General features: G+C 71.3%; 15 protein-coding genes and 1 pseudogene. 9 read left to right on the forward strand and 7 right to left on the reverse strand.

Annotated features, from left to right (window positions below; translation table 11 throughout):
• Positions 1-46 precede the first annotated feature (46 nt).
• Positions 47-805: a SigE family RNA polymerase sigma factor gene (locus ACZ4EG_RS28510; protein ID WP_390710024.1), complete on the reverse strand. Its 759-nt coding sequence runs from the start codon at positions 803-805 to the stop codon at positions 47-49.
• A 241-nt stretch (positions 806-1,046) separates the two neighbouring features.
• Between ACZ4EG_RS28510 and afsQ1 the strand changes: the two genes are divergently transcribed.
• The 5 genes from afsQ1 (at position 1,047) to ACZ4EG_RS28535 (ending at position 4,926) form a co-directional block, all read left to right on the forward strand.
• Positions 1,047-1,724, forward strand: coding sequence for a two-component system response regulator AfsQ1 (afsQ1, locus tag ACZ4EG_RS28515; protein WP_263211969.1), 678 nt, complete (start codon positions 1,047-1,049; stop codon positions 1,722-1,724).
• Positions 1,721-3,298, forward strand: coding sequence for an ATP-binding protein (locus ACZ4EG_RS28520; protein ID WP_453550907.1), 1,578 nt, complete (start codon positions 1,721-1,723; stop codon positions 3,296-3,298). The genes afsQ1 and ACZ4EG_RS28520 overlap by 4 nt, the downstream gene beginning before the upstream one ends.
• Complete coding sequence (locus ACZ4EG_RS28525) at positions 3,295-3,897, forward strand: hypothetical protein (protein WP_453550910.1); 603 nt, start codon at positions 3,295-3,297, stop codon at positions 3,895-3,897. Before ACZ4EG_RS28520 ends, ACZ4EG_RS28525 begins: the two co-directional genes overlap by 4 nt.
• A 93-nt stretch (positions 3,898-3,990) precedes the next feature.
• On the forward strand, positions 3,991-4,542 hold the full coding sequence (locus tag ACZ4EG_RS28530) for a VanZ family protein (RefSeq protein ID WP_453550912.1): 552 nt from the start codon (positions 3,991-3,993) through the stop codon (positions 4,540-4,542).
• A 183-nt stretch (positions 4,543-4,725) separates the two neighbouring features.
• Complete coding sequence (locus ACZ4EG_RS28535) at positions 4,726-4,926, forward strand: PspC domain-containing protein (RefSeq protein ID WP_453550914.1); 201 nt, start codon at positions 4,726-4,728, stop codon at positions 4,924-4,926.
• Between the two features lie 72 nt (positions 4,927-4,998).
• Here the strand turns inward: ACZ4EG_RS28535 and ACZ4EG_RS28540 are convergent, their stop codons facing one another.
• The gene (locus ACZ4EG_RS28540; protein WP_390710028.1) at positions 4,999-5,352 is read right to left on the reverse strand and encodes an ATP-binding protein; all 354 of its coding nucleotides are present in this window, start codon (positions 5,350-5,352) and stop codon (positions 4,999-5,001) included.
• Positions 5,353-5,502: 150 nt separating this feature from the next.
• Positions 5,503-6,666: an adenosine deaminase gene (locus tag ACZ4EG_RS28545; RefSeq protein ID WP_453550916.1), complete on the reverse strand. Its 1,164-nt coding sequence runs from the start codon at positions 6,664-6,666 to the stop codon at positions 5,503-5,505.
• Positions 6,667-6,779: 113 nt separating this feature from the next.
• Between ACZ4EG_RS28545 and ACZ4EG_RS28550 the strand changes: the two genes are divergently transcribed.
• The gene (locus tag ACZ4EG_RS28550) at positions 6,780-7,544 is read left to right on the forward strand and encodes an alpha/beta hydrolase (RefSeq protein ID WP_467792621.1); all 765 of its coding nucleotides are present in this window, start codon (positions 6,780-6,782) and stop codon (positions 7,542-7,544) included.
• Positions 7,545-7,547: 3 nt separating this feature from the next.
• Here the strand turns inward: ACZ4EG_RS28550 and ACZ4EG_RS28555 are convergent, their stop codons facing one another.
• Positions 7,548-8,507: a LysR family transcriptional regulator gene (locus ACZ4EG_RS28555; protein ID WP_453550920.1), complete on the reverse strand. Its 960-nt coding sequence runs from the start codon at positions 8,505-8,507 to the stop codon at positions 7,548-7,550.
• 63 nt (positions 8,508-8,570) lie between these two features.
• Here ACZ4EG_RS28555 and ACZ4EG_RS28560 point away from each other — a divergent pair, with 63 nt between their 5' ends.
• The 3 genes from ACZ4EG_RS28560 to ACZ4EG_RS28570 all read left to right on the forward strand — a co-directional run bounded on the left by ACZ4EG_RS28560 (position 8,571) and on the right by ACZ4EG_RS28570 (position 12,248).
• Positions 8,571-9,872: an MFS transporter gene (locus ACZ4EG_RS28560; protein ID WP_453550922.1), complete on the forward strand. Its 1,302-nt coding sequence runs from the start codon at positions 8,571-8,573 to the stop codon at positions 9,870-9,872.
• Between the two features lie 97 nt (positions 9,873-9,969).
• The gene (gene dnaN, locus ACZ4EG_RS28565; protein WP_467792622.1) at positions 9,970-11,115 is read left to right on the forward strand and encodes a DNA polymerase III subunit beta; all 1,146 of its coding nucleotides are present in this window, start codon (positions 9,970-9,972) and stop codon (positions 11,113-11,115) included.
• 119 nt (positions 11,116-11,234) lie between these two features.
• Positions 11,235-12,248 carry a sigma-70 family RNA polymerase sigma factor gene (locus ACZ4EG_RS28570; protein ID WP_467792623.1) on the forward strand — a complete coding sequence of 338 codons (1,014 nt, stop codon included), beginning with the start codon at positions 11,235-11,237 and terminating at the stop codon, positions 12,246-12,248.
• On the opposite strand, the gene ACZ4EG_RS28575 is transcribed toward ACZ4EG_RS28570, so the two are convergent.
• The 3 genes and pseudogenes from ACZ4EG_RS28575 to ACZ4EG_RS28585 form a co-directional block, all read right to left on the reverse strand.
• Positions 12,132-12,485, reverse strand: a complete 354-nt coding sequence (locus ACZ4EG_RS28575) for an STAS domain-containing protein (RefSeq protein WP_467792624.1) — start codon at positions 12,483-12,485, stop codon at positions 12,132-12,134. The genes ACZ4EG_RS28570 and ACZ4EG_RS28575 overlap by 117 nt on opposite strands.
• Before the next feature lie 45 nt (positions 12,486-12,530).
• Entirely contained in the window at positions 12,531-12,710 is a 180-nt protein-coding gene (locus ACZ4EG_RS28580) for a hypothetical protein (RefSeq protein WP_467792798.1), read from the reverse strand.
• A 52-nt stretch (positions 12,711-12,762) separates the two neighbouring features.
• Positions 12,763-13,122, reverse strand: a pseudogene (locus ACZ4EG_RS28585) (PDDEXK family nuclease); the annotation flags it as partial.
• Positions 13,123-13,125 lie beyond the last annotated feature (3 nt).

The raw sequence follows: 13,125 nt of genomic DNA on the forward strand, positions 1-13,125 counted from the left end.
GTGAGTCCCCCCGGACCCCGGGTTCCCCGTTACCCCTCCCCAACCTTCAGGCGACCAACTCGCCGAAGGCGTTCTCCTCGTCACGGCCGAAGCTGAGGACCTCGTCCTCGCGCAGCCGGCGGAGCGACCGCCAGATGCTGGACTTCACCGTGCCGACACTGATGTCGAGGATCTCCGCGATCTCCGGGTCCGTGCGGCCCTCGTAGTAACGGAGGACCAGCATGGTGCGCTGGAGTTCGGGCAGCCGGGCCAGCGCCTGCCACAGGACCGCGCGCAGTTCCGTGCCGCGCATCGCGTCCGTGTCGCCGGGCGTCTCCGGCAGTTCCTCGGTCGGGTACTCGTTGAGCTTGCGGCGCCGCCAGGCGCTGATGTGCAGGTTCGTCATGGTGCGACGGAGGTATCCGCCGACCGCCGCCTTGTCGCTGATCCGGTCCCACGCCCGGTACGTCGAGAACAGCGCGCTCTGCAGCAGGTCCTCGGCCTCGAAGCGGTCACCGGTCAGGTGATAGGCGGTTGCGTACAGGGAGGCGCGGCGCTCCTGGACGTAAGCGGTGAACTCCGCCTCCGTCAGCGAGCGGCGCTCCCCCGTGTCCTCCCTGTACGCGGTTCCCCCGTGGGCCCCCGTGACCCCCGTGTTGCTTCCCCCCGTGCGAGCGTCAACCACCGACATGAACGTGGTGTGCTGACGCCCGGTGCCGCGAGCGCACCCCCGCCCGCTCACGGCACCGGACTTCTCGGAACCCCGGTTCACGTCGTGCAGACGCGTGATCACTGCGCTGGTGCTCAGGCTGTGCAGCGTGTTCATCTCGCGCCCCCCGTCGTGGACTTACGGTGTTCGGTCTTGCTTCGGCTTGCTTCCTTGCCTGTGCCGAAAAGCTTGCCCGGGGACCTTCATGGCCGTGTCCGCCGACTGTCACAGACCTGTCACAGGGGTCGGCCACAGGGGAATCACGGAATGTGCACAGGTGGTGGCGGTAGCGGTATTCCGGGCAGCTCCCGGCTCCACAGCTCGTACGAAAGCCCCTCCATGGGCCAGAATGAGCCCCGTGCCTTCCCTGTTGCTGATCGAGGACGACGACGCCATCCGCACGGCCCTGGAGCTCTCACTGACGCGCCAGGGACACCGTGTGGCCACCGCTGCCACTGGTGAGGACGGACTGAAACTGCTGCGCGAGCAGCGTCCGGACCTGATCGTGCTGGATGTGATGCTGCCCGGCATCGACGGGTTCGAGGTGTGCCGTCGCATCCGGCGCACGGACCAGCTGCCGATCATTCTGCTGACCGCGCGCAGCGACGACATCGACGTGGTGGTCGGACTGGAGTCCGGCGCCGACGACTATGTCGTCAAGCCCGTGCAGGGCCGTGTGCTGGACGCCCGGATCCGGGCCGTACTGCGGCGCGGGGAACGGGAGTCCAGCGACTCGGCGACCTTCGGCAGCCTCGTCATCGACCGCTCGGCGATGACCGTGACCAAGAACGGCGAGGACCTGCAGCTCACACCGACCGAGCTGCGGCTGCTCCTGGAGCTGAGCCGGCGGCCCGGTCAGGCGCTGTCCCGGCAGCAGTTGCTGCGGCTGGTGTGGGAGCACGACTACCTGGGCGACTCCCGGCTGGTGGACGCGTGCGTGCAGCGGCTGCGCGCCAAGGTGGAGGACGTGCCGTCGTCCCCGACGCTGATCCGTACCGTGCGTGGTGTCGGCTACCGCCTGGACACGCCTCAGTGACGGACGCGCAAGGGGGTATCCGCGGCTGGGCCGCGGGTCGCAAGGGAACCGTGTCACGGCTGCGTTTCACCAGTCTGCGGCTGCGTCTGGTCGTGGTCTTCGGGCTGGTGGCGCTGACGGCCGCCGTGTCGGCGTCGGGCATCGCCTACTGGCTCAACCGGGAGGCCGTGCTCACCCGTACCCAGGACGCGGTGCTGCGCGACTTCCAGCAGGAGATGCAGAACCGCGCGGGCGCGCTGCCCGTGCACCCCACCCAGGACGAACTGCAGCGCACCGCGGGCCAGATGGCCAACAGCAGCCAGCGCTTCAGCGTGCTGCTGGTCGGCGAGGACGCGAACGGCAAGACGGTGTACGGCAACTCCGGCGGCCTGAACGGGTTCGCGCTGGAGGACGTGCCCAAGTCGCTGCGCGCCGCGGTGAACAAGCAGCAGGAGGTGACGGGCAGCAACAAGTCGCCGTACCACCTGTACTGGCAGCGGGTCGTCGAGCGCGGCACCCCGTATCTGGTGGCCGGTACGAAGGTGATCGGCGGCGGTCCCACCGGCTACATGGTGAAGTCCCTGGAGCCGGAGGCGAAGGACCTCAACTCCCTCGCCTGGTCGCTCGGCATCGCCACCGGCCTCGCGCTGATCGGCTCGGCGCTGCTCGCCCAGGCCGCCGCGACGACCGTGCTCAAGCCGGTGCACCGGCTCGGGGTCGCCGCCCGGCGGCTCGGCGAGGGCAAGCTGGACACCCGGCTCAGGGTGTCGGGCACCGACGAACTGGCGGATCTGTCGCGGACGTTCAACAACGCGGCCGAGGCGCTGGAGAAACGGGTCGCCGACATGGCCGCGCGGGACGACGCGTCCCGGCGGTTCGTGGCCGACATGTCCCATGAGCTCCGTACGCCGCTCACCGCCATCACCGCCGTCACGGAGGTGCTGGAGGAGGAGCTGGACTCGGAGGCCGGGAGCATGGATCCGATGATCGAGCCCGCCGTACGGCTGGTGGTGAGCGAGACCCGGCGGCTGAACGTCCTCGTCGAGAACCTGATGGAGGTCACCCGCTTCGACGCGGGCACCGCCCGGCTGGTCCTGGACGACGTCGACATCGCCGACCAGATCACCGCCTGCATCGACGCCCGCGCCTGGCTGGACGCGGTGGAGCTGGACGCCGAGCGCGGCATTCACGCCCGGCTCGACCCACGGCGCCTGGACGTCATCCTCGCCAACCTGATCGGCAACGCCCTCAAGCACGGCGGTTCGCCGGTGCGGGTGTCGGTGCGCATCGCCGACGACCAGCTGGTCATCGCCGTACGGGACCACGGTCCCGGCATCCCCGAGGACGTCCTGCCGCACGTCTTCGACCGCTTCTACAAGGCGAGCGCCTCCCGCCCGCGCTCCGAGGGCAGCGGCCTCGGCCTGTCCATCGCCCTGGAGAACGCCCATATCCACGGCGGCAGGATCACCGCCGCCAACTCGCCCGAGGGCGGCGCGGTGTTCACGCTGCGGCTGCCCAGGGACGCCTCGCGGCTCACCGAGGAGAACGACGACAAGGGCGGCCCGTCCGACGGTTCCAAGGAAGAGGCGTCATGAACGCTCGGCGCCTGCTGGCACTCCCGCTCCTCGCCGCCGTGCTCACCGGGTGCGGCATCCGGGCCACCGACGTGCCGACCGATTTCGGCGCGGCGCCCTCACGGGTGCCGTGCTCGCTGGCCGAGCCGGATCTGTCGGCCCAGTCCTCGCGGGGCGTGCCCGTGCAGGTCTTCCTGCTGTGCCGGGCGTCGCTGGTCACCGTGGACCGGTGGGTGCGCGTCCCGGACGGCACGCCCGACGCCAAGCGGCGGGTGATCGTGGCACAGGGACTGCTGGACCAGCTCGCCGAGTCGCCCTCGTCCAGTGAGCGGGACGCGGGGTACACGACGTACGTCCACGGCGGGATGAGCGTGAGCGGCCCGCGCCCCAGGGACCCCGAGGACACGCTGCGGCTGAGCACGGCACCGGAGGAGCTCACCTCGTACGCCCTCGCCCAGATCGTCTGCACGTTCTCCGACTCGGCGGCGGCCGAGGGCGACGGCTCGGTGATCCTGGGCGGGCCGGGCAACGAACCGCTGCGACGGTACGAGTGCACCGACGACGTCCGCTCCCGGCCGGGCAGCACCGAGCCGCCCTCCAGCGAGGTGACGGCGGGCTGACGGCCGGCCGAACGCCTGGTGTGTGGGAGGCCTCATGTACGCACGCGTGACGGATCCGGAACCGATCGTGCACGCGGGTGCGTCTAGGGGGGCGTGCAGCGTCAAGGCTCCATCGGCGGCAGTGCCGCGATCCGCATCCGTGCGACAGGAGGTGTCCTCCTCGTCGCACACCTCGCATTCGTCGCCTGGCTCATGCTGCGGCCGCTGGACGTGCCCTGGGTGATGCCAGCCAATCTGCGCCCGCTCGCCGGCATCCGGGCCGACCTGGCGCTGGGCTGGCCGGAGGCGGCCAGACGGATCGGCGAGGGCCTCGCCCTGCTGGCGCCGCTGGGTGTGCTGCTGCCGGCGGTCCACGGCAGGCTCACCGTCTCCCCGCTCGCCTCCCTGATCCGTACGGCGGCCGCGGGCGCCCTGATCTCCCTGGGCATCGCCCTGTTGCAGACCGGCGTGCCCGGCCGGGTCGTCGACGTCGACTCGCTGCTGCTGAACACGGCGGGCGTGGCGCTGGCCCACCTCGCCGTCGTCCCGGCGGGCCGCTCCTGGCTCCGCCGCAGGGACAAGCGGACGAGCCGCACGACTGCCCTCCAGGAGGAGGCACCTCAGGGTCGCACCCCGACGATTCCCAGGGTCGGGATCGCCCCATAGAGCGACGCGATGTCCGCTTGGTCTCCGTAACGTTGTAGGCAGATGGGCAGCCAACCCGCCCACACCGACCAACAGCCAGGGCCCACCAACGCCCCCTTTCCCCACGCGCCGGCCGCGAGGGAGCCGAAGGGACACCGGCACAAGGCGCCCCGCAGGCGACCGAGCCATCAAAAGGAGCGCGACATGTCTGCCCTCGCCCGCCCCACCCAAGGCCGCATGATCGGCGGAGTCTGTGCCGCGCTGGCACGGCGCTTCGGTACCTCCGCGACGACGATGCGGGTGATCTTCCTGGTGTCCTGCCTGCTGCCGGGCCCGCAGTTCCTGCTCTACATAGCGCTGTGGATCCTGGTCCCGTCGGAGGACAAGGCACGGACGGCCTGGTGAGCCCCCCCGGTAAACGCCGTTGGGGCGCACCGGAGGGTCCGGGTGCGCCCCAACGGCGTGTGGGGGTTCGGGTCAGCCGAGCGGGATCCCGTTCACCGGCAGGCCGTGTGTGGGCAGCCCCTGCAGCGGCAGACCGCCGAGGAGGCCCTTGACCGGCGCGGTCGGGCCCTGGGCGAGCACCCGCTCGGCGGCCGGCTGGGCGGCGGCCAGGCCCGTGCCGACCACGGCCTGGCCCTGGGTGAGTGCCTCACCGGCCCCGGGCAGTGCCTTGCCGACGTTCTCGGCCGGCAGCGTCTTGGTGACGCCGTCCAGGGCCTGGGTGGCGTCCGGGACGGCCGGGGCCGCGTTGGCCGCGCCGGCGCCCACGGCAGCGAAGGCGGCACCGAGGGCGGCGACACCGAGGGTCTTGGCAGCAGACTGCTTCATGGTGAATGCGTCCTTGAATGCGATGACGGGGAATCAAAAAAGTTCCGAGCGGTCCACGACCGTAAACACGCCGGGCCGTCCGCCGCAAACACCGAAATGCGGACGGATGGTGAAGCCCGTCCGCATTCCGTGCACCCCGTCCGCCTCCGATCAGTCCTCGGAATCGACAGAACCGCTGGTGGAGGCGGTCTGCCGGAACAGCCATTCGGATTTCAGCTCGGCATATCCCGGCTTGACGACGTCATTGATCATGGCCAGCCGTTCATCGAAAGGAATGAACGCTGATTTCATCGCATTGACGGAGAACCACTGCATGTCGTCGAGCGTGTAACCGAATGCTTCGACGAGGTGCTCGAATTCCCGGCTCATGCTGGTGTGGGACATCAGCCGGTTGTCCGTGTTCACGGTGGTCCGGAAGTGCAGCCGGCGCAGCAGCCCGATCGGGTGTTCCGCGTACGAGGCCGCGGCCCCGGTCTGGAGGTTGGAGCTCGGGCACATCTCCAGCGGGATGCGCTTGTCCCGTACGTACGAGGCGAGCCGCCCGAGCTTCACCGAGCCGTCCTCGTGGACCTGGATGTCGTCGATGATGCGCACCCCGTGCCCGAGCCGGTCGGCGCCGCACCACTGGAGCGCCTGCCAGATGGACGGCAGTCCGAAGGCCTCGCCGGCGTGGATGGTGAAGTGGTTGTTCTCGCGCTTGAGGTACTCGAACGCGTCGAGGTGCCGGGTGGGCGGGTAGCCGGCCTCGGCGCCCGCGATGTCGAAGCCGACAACGCCCAGGTCACGGTAGCGGTTGGCGAGTTCGGCGATCTCCAGGGCACGGGCCGCGTGCCGCATGGCGGTGAGCAGGGCGCCGACCCGGATGCGGTGGCCGCTCTCCCGGGCGAGCCGCTCCCCCTGCCGGAAGCCCTCGTTGACGGCCTCGACGACCTCTTCGAGGCTGAGCCCGCCCTCCAGATGCTGTTCGGGCGCGTAGCGCACCTCGGCGTAGACGACCCCGTCCTCGGCGAGGTCCTCGGCGCACTCGCGGGCGACCCGGACCAGCGCGTCCCGGGTCTGCATCACACCGACGGTGTGCGAGAAGGTCTCCAGGTACCGCTCCAGGGAGCCGGAGTCGGCCGCTTCGTGGAACCAGACGCCGAGTTTGCCGGGATCGGTCTCGGGGAGCTGGGAGTAGCCCGTTTCCCGGGCCAGTTCGACGATGGTCCCGGGACGGAGACCGCCGTCGAGATGATCGTGCAGCACAACCTTGGGCGCCCGGCGGATCTGGTCCGGCGTCGGGATGGTCCCGGTCTGGACAGTCTGGCTCGTCATTTTCGCACTCTAATGCCTACGCGCGTAGACGGCTCGGTGTACGAATTTGTCGATACGTAACAGTGACCCCACGGACGGGTCGCGTACACCCTTACTTCTGACACTGTTCTGTCATGGCACACCAATCGGCGCCGGTGCGAACGGCCAGGCTGGGAAGGGCAGTCGGCCAGGAGCCGACGGCGGTGAGCGGGGTGGCGCTGCTGCTCCCCGGCGGTGAGGAGGTCTCGGCCAAAAAGCCGTCCTCCGTATGGGCGACGGCCTCCGTCCGCTCCCTCGGCAGGACACTCGCGCGCGCGGGGCGCGGCGAGGGGCTGGCCACGCATGTCGTCCACTACCGCTATCGCGGCTGGAACGGCAGCGAGGCGCACCTGGCGGCGGACGCGGCCTGGGCCGTGGACGAGGTCCAGCGGCGCTACGGCGACGTCCCCGTCTGCCTGGTCGGCGTGGGGATGGGCGGCCGGGCGGCGCTGCGCGCGAGCGGGCACGAGGCGGTCAGCTCCGTGGTGGCCATCGCCCCCTGGCTGCCGGAGGACGATGTCGCGGCCGCGCCGGAACCCGTGAAGCAACTCGCGGGACGCCGGGTGCTGATCGTGCACGGCACCAATGACGAGCGGACCGATCCCGAGCTGTCGTTCCGGCTGGCGGCGAGGGCGAAGAAGGCGAACCGGGAGGTGTGCCGGTTCGAGGTGCATGCGGACGGACACGCGTTGCACCAGTACCGCGACGAGGTGCACGCGCTCGCCTCGGACTTCGTGATGGGCGCGCTGTTCGGGCATCCGCTCTCCCGCCCGGTGGAGGACGCCCTGGCCGCTCCGCCGCCCCTGGGGCTGCGGATGCCGCTGGCCGTGGGGTTCGGGCGTTCGCTGCACCGGGCGTGACGCTCAGGCGAGCAGGTTTCCCCGCTTCGAGAGCAGGAACCTCTTGAACGCGGCCACGGGCGGAGTGTCCGGATGGCCGTCCAGCCATGCCACGCCGATCTCCCGTACCGCCCGCGGAGCCGTGACCGTCAGCTCCACTACCCCGGGGCGGGGGAAGGGCGGCGGGGGCAGCAGGGCGACGCCGAGGCCCGCGGCGACCAGACCGCGCAGGGTCTCCGTCTCCTCGCCCTCGAAGGCGACCCTCGGCTTGAAGCCGGCTTCCCGGCACAGGTCGTCGGTGATGCGGCGCAGGCCGTAGCCGGGCTCCAGGGTGACGAAGGTTTCGGCGGCGGCCTCGGCCAGGCGGATGCGTCTGCGGCCGGACAGGGGGTGGTCGGCGGAGACGACCAGCCGGAGTTTCTGCTCGTCCAGGCGGCGGGCCACCAGGTCGGGGGCGTCCGGGACCGGAGAGGTCAGACAGAGGTCCAGTTCGCCCGCCCGCAGGCCTTCGAGCATCGCCTCGCCGTAGTTCTGGACGAGGCTGAAGCGGACGCGCGGATGGTCGGCGCGGAAGGCGTGGAGGAGGCCGGGGACCGTCTCGGCGCCCATCGTGTGCAGAAAGCCGAAGGCGACCTTGCCGGTGCCCGCGTCCGCGTCGGCGCGGACCTCGTCGGCGGCGCGCTCGATCTCGGCGAGGGCGCGTTCGACGGAGGTGAGGAAGGTGCGGCCGGCCGGGGTGAGGGAGACCGTGCGGCCGCGGCGGGCGAACAGATCGACGCCCAGGTCGCGCTCCAGGCGGACCATGGCCCGGGACAGGGTCGACTGCGGGACCTGGGTCTCCTGCGCGGCCCGGGTGACGTGCTCGGTGCGGGCGACGGCGGCGAAGTAGGCGAGGCGCGGGGCGAGCAGCCGCGCCATGTCGGCCATGTCTTCTGTGTCACTGGACGGTGACAGACGGGACTGTGACCTCTGCTGATGCACCATGGGAACGATTATGACGAGTCCATGCATTGGACGGATGAGTCGGGGCGTACGTAGCTTCGAGGCATGTCTCCCGCCAGTACCGGGGCGTCCACCGTCGTGGGCGCCGTCCCGTCCGTTGCCGCCTCCGACTCCCGTACGGCTTCCGCTCCCGACTCCCGTATGGCCCCGGGCGGCCCCGGCTACCGCCGGATGAGCCTCGCCCTCTTCCTCGCCGGTGTCGCGACCTTCGCGCTCCTCTACTCCACGCAGGCGCTGCTGCCGCTGATCTCCGGCGAGTTCGGGGTGGCGGCGGGCGAGGCGAGCTGGACGGTGGCCGCCGCGACGGGCGGTCTGGCGCTGTTCGTCCTGCCGATGAGCGCGCTGTCGGAGCGCTTCGGCCGCCGTACGGTCATGACGGCCTCGCTGGCGGTCGCGGTGTCCGTGGGCATGCTGGTCCCCTTCGCGCCCTCGATCGGCGCGCTGGTGGTGCTGCGGGCGGTCCAGGGCGCGGCGCTGGCCGGGCTCCCGGCGTCGGCGACGGCGTACCTGGCCGAGGAGGTCCGGCCGAAGGCCCTGGTCACGGCGATCGGGCTGTTCGTCGCGGGCAACAGCATCGGCGGGATGAGCGGCCGGGTCATCACCGGCTGGGTGGCGCAGGAGTGGGGCTGGCGGGTGGCCGTCGGCGTGATCGGCGCGATCGCGGTCGGCTGCGCGGTGGCCTTCCGTCTGCTCCTGCCGGCTCCGCGGCACTTCACGGCGGGCTCACTGCGCCCGCGCGTCCTCGCCGGCACGGTCCGCGACCATCTGTCCGACCCGCTGCTACGCCGGCTGTACGCGATCGGCGCGCTGTTCATGACGGTGTTCGGCGGTGTGTACACGGTGATCGGCTACCGCCTGACGCAGGAGCCGTTCGGGCTGCCGCAGGGCATCGTCGGCTCGATCTTCCTGGTGTATCTGGTCGGCACGGTGTCGGCGTCGACGGCGGGTCGGCTGGTCGGGCGCCTGGGCCGCCGGGGCGCGCTCTATCTGGCCGCCGGCACGACGGCGTCGGGACTGCTGCTGTCCCTGGCCGACTCGCTGCCGCTGGTGCTGCTGGGCCTGGTCCTGATCACGGCGGGCTTCTTCGCGGGCCACGCGGTGGCGTCCTCTGCGGTCAGCAAGACGGCCACCCACGGCCGCGCCCAGGCCGCCGCCCTCTACCAGTCCGCGTACTACGTCGGCTCCAGCACCGGCAGCACGGTGGGCGCGATGGCCTTCCACGCGGGCGGCTGGGCCGGCACGGTCGGCGTGGGTGTCCTTGCGGTGCTCGGCGTCGTGACGATCACGGTGCTCGGGTCGCGGGCGGCCCGGGTGGCGGTGCGGCGGGAGCCGGCCGTCGCGCACTGAGTCGTCCCCCCTCGAACCCCCTGGGCGGACCCCCGTTGTCAGTGGTCGCCGATAGCGTCCGCCCGGCAACCGGTCCGAGCAGCAGGGGGTTTGTGGCATGGAGTTCCGAATCGAGCGCGGGGACCTCGCCGAGGCCGTGGGGTGGGCGGCGCGCGCACTGCCCGCCCGTACGCCCGTGCCGGTGCTGGGCGGGCTGCTGCTGGAGGCCGGGGCCGGGCGGCTGAGTGTGTCCGGGTTCGACTTCGAGACGGCTGCGCGTATGGAGGCCGACGCCGAGACGACGGTGGGCGGCCAGGTGCTCGTGCTCGGGCGCCGGCTGCTGGACATCTGCCGGGTGCTGCCGGACGGACCGGTGAGCTGTGTCCTTCAGGGGACGCGGTTCACGGTCGAGGCGGGCGGCACGCGCTTCGGCCTGTCGACGCTGCCCCGCGAGGAGTACCCGGCGCTGCCCACTCCGCCCGAGGTGTGCGGCGGCGTGGACGCGGCCGCGTTCGCGACGGCCGTCGGACAGGTCGCCGTGGCGGCGGGGCGGGACGACACGCTGCCGGTGCTGACCGGCGTACAACTGCGCCTGGACGGCGAGGAGATGACACTGTCCGCGTCGGACCGGTACCGGTACGCGGTACGACGGCTGGAGTGGAAGCCGCAGGCGGGGATCGCTCCCCAGGGCGCGGTGGAGGCGCTGCTGCCCGCACGGCGGCTGCTCGATGTCGCGCGGGCGCTGGGGCGGGGCGGGGTCGTGCGGATCGGGCTGGACTCCTCGGCTTCGGCGGGTGCGGGTCCGGTCGGGTTCGCGGGCGGGCGGATGCGGACGGTCGTACGGCGGCTGGACGGGCGGCTGCCGGGGTACGGGGCGCTGTTCGAGATGGCGGGGGCGGCGGTCGCCGAGGTGGAGTGCGGGGCGCTCACGGAGGCGGTACGACGGGTCTCGGTGGTGGCGGAGGCGAACAGTCCGCTGCGGCTGGACTTCTCGGCCGCGGACGGCTCCGTGCTGGTGCGGGCCGGGTACGGGGACGACGTGGCGGCACAGCGGCTGCCCGTGACGCTGGCCGGTGCCGAGGAGGTGACGGTGGCTTTCAACCCGGCGTATCTGCTGGACGCGCTGAACTCCTTCGAGGGGGAGCGGCTCACGGTGGAGCTGCTGGGGGCGGGGCAGCGGGCGCTGCTGAGCGCGGGTGGGGCGGACGAGGGGTCCGGCAGCGCTCACCGGCATTTGCTGATGTCCGTGAAGCAACTGGTCTGAGCCGACGCTGACCTGGCCCTTTACCCGCCCCGGGGGCCATTGTCAGTGGGCTGCGGTAGCTTCCGAAGTGCTGGAGCGCAAAGGCGCGCCACAGGAACGGCCACAGGGGTGGGTGGACGATGGGCAACGGCACGGCGACGACGGACCTCGACGTCGCACTGGAGAAGCACCGCACCGAGCTGACCGGCTACTGCTATCGCATGCTCGGCTCCGCCTTCGAGGCCGAGGACGCGGTGCAGGACACCCTGGTCCGGGCCTGGCGGAGCTACGACAAGTTCGAGGGCCGCTCCAGCCTCCGCTCGTGGCTGTACCGGATCGCGACGAACGTCTGTCTGGACATGCTGACGGCGGGCAACAAGCGGGCGAGGCCGGTGGATCTGTCGGACTCGACGCCCCTGGCCCAGGCGGCCCTCTCCCCCCGCCCGGACAACACCTGGCTGGAGCCGGTGCCGGACGCCCGGGTGCTGCCCACGGTCGGCGACCCGGCGGAGGCGGCCGTCGCCAAGGAGTCGATCCGGCTCGCCTTCATGGCGGCCCTGCAGCACCTGCCGCCCAAGCAGCGGGCGGTGCTGATCCTGCGCGAGGTGCTGGCCTGGAGGGCGAGCGAGGTCGCCGAGCTGCTGGGCACCACGGTGGCCTCGGTCAACAGCGCGCTGCAGCGGGCGCGGGCGACGCTCGCGGAGCGGGAGGACAAGGGTGCCGGGGCTGCGGTGTCGGACCCGCTGGACGAGGAGCAGCAAAGGCTCCTGGAGCGCTATGTGAAGGCGTTCGAGGGGTACGACATGACGGCGCTGACGGCGCTGCTGCACGAAGACGCCGTCATGACGATGCCGCCGTTCGACCTCTGGCTGACCGGGCACGACGACATCACGGGCTTCATGACGACCCTGGGCTCCGCCTGCGCGGGCTCCCGGCTGCTGCCGGTCGAGGTCAACGGCCTGCCCGGCTTCGCCCAGTACAAGCCGGACCCGGACGCGGGCGGCTTCACCCCTTGGTCCATCCAGATCCTTGAAATATCAGACGGCCGCCTCACCGGGTTCCACTTCTTCCTCGACACGAAGCGCTGGTTCCCGCTGTTCGGCCTGCCCCTCCACCTCGAAGCGGAGCCCGACGAGGTCGAGGAGGGCGTGTAGCGCCGGATCAGCATCCCGCAGCCGTATCCGCCCCCCGGCCCGCCGCGCGGCCAGCTCCAGCCGCGCAAGCAGATCGACAGCCCCGAGCCCGGGCGGCCCGAGCCCACCCACATCACATACGACGACCCCGCCTCCGGCGCCCTCCAGCAGCGCCCGCACGTCGTCACAGAACCCGCTCACCTCGTCTTTTACGACGGGGCCGGGCAGCACAAGTACGGGGGGTGTCTTGGCGTCCACGTGCTGTAGACCGGGCGGGCGGGGCTAACTCATCGGCCGCCGTCGTTACTTGGCTGGGAACTCACCGGTGTCCAAGGTGAGACCGAAGGGCTCGGGCAGGTCGACGGCGGCGCCGAACCTGGACGCGTGGAGGACGCGGTGGACCCCGTCCTCGGGACAGCCGTACAGCACCACGGTCGGCCCGCCGGGCGCCAGGCGGTCGACCAGGAGGTACAGGGGGGACACCGCCCTGGGCGTAGCCCGCCACCTTGGTCGTCCGGTCGGTCTCCGCCGTGCCGGCCGAGGTGATCTCGGCGACCAGTTCTGCCGCGTCAGCAGGAGCGAAGTAATGATCCCCGCGCCGCAGCACCTCCTCCGGCACCACGGCAAGGTCGGGCACATACAGTTCCTGCCGCGAGGAGACCGCCAGGGCCGGCCGCTGGTAGATGCCCCAGCAGTCAGGGATCACCCCGTAGAGGTGTCGCTGCATCGGCTCCAAGAGACTGTGGTGGGCAACGGCGGAATAGGGCGCCACGGTGATGAGTCCCTTGACGATCTCCACCTTGCAGCCCTTGGGCACGTCGGTCTGCTTCCAGACCCAGACGAGTTCCCCCCACTCGTCGTCGGTCAGGAGACAGTCACCGTCGAACGAATCCATGGG

The organism is Streptomyces sp. NPDC025638 (assembly GCF_055558775.1).

Bases quoted from the DNA above. Each gene is read 5' to 3' on its own strand.
- ACZ4EG_RS28545 (WP_453550916.1), bottom strand. From the start codon at position 6,666: ATGACGAGCCAGACTGTCCAGACCGGGACCATCCCGACGCCGGACCAG.
- ACZ4EG_RS28550 (WP_467792621.1), top strand. From the start codon at position 6,780: ATGGCACACCAATCGGCGCCGGTGCGAACGGCCAGGCTGGGAAGGGCA.
- dnaN (WP_467792622.1), top strand. From the start codon at position 9,970: ATGGAGTTCCGAATCGAGCGCGGGGACCTCGCCGAGGCCGTGGGGTGG.
- ACZ4EG_RS28525 (WP_453550910.1), top strand. From the start codon at position 3,295: ATGAACGCTCGGCGCCTGCTGGCACTCCCGCTCCTCGCCGCCGTGCTC.
- ACZ4EG_RS28510 (WP_390710024.1), bottom strand. From the start codon at position 805: ATGAACACGCTGCACAGCCTGAGCACCAGCGCAGTGATCACGCGTCTG.
- ACZ4EG_RS28535 (WP_453550914.1), top strand. From the start codon at position 4,726: ATGTCTGCCCTCGCCCGCCCCACCCAAGGCCGCATGATCGGCGGAGTC.
- ACZ4EG_RS28555 (WP_453550920.1), bottom strand. From the start codon at position 8,507: ATGGTGCATCAGCAGAGGTCACAGTCCCGTCTGTCACCGTCCAGTGAC.
- ACZ4EG_RS28560 (WP_453550922.1), top strand. From the start codon at position 8,571: ATGTCTCCCGCCAGTACCGGGGCGTCCACCGTCGTGGGCGCCGTCCCG.
- ACZ4EG_RS28540 (WP_390710028.1), bottom strand. From the start codon at position 5,352: ATGAAGCAGTCTGCTGCCAAGACCCTCGGTGTCGCCGCCCTCGGTGCC.
- ACZ4EG_RS28570 (WP_467792623.1), top strand. From the start codon at position 11,235: ATGGGCAACGGCACGGCGACGACGGACCTCGACGTCGCACTGGAGAAG.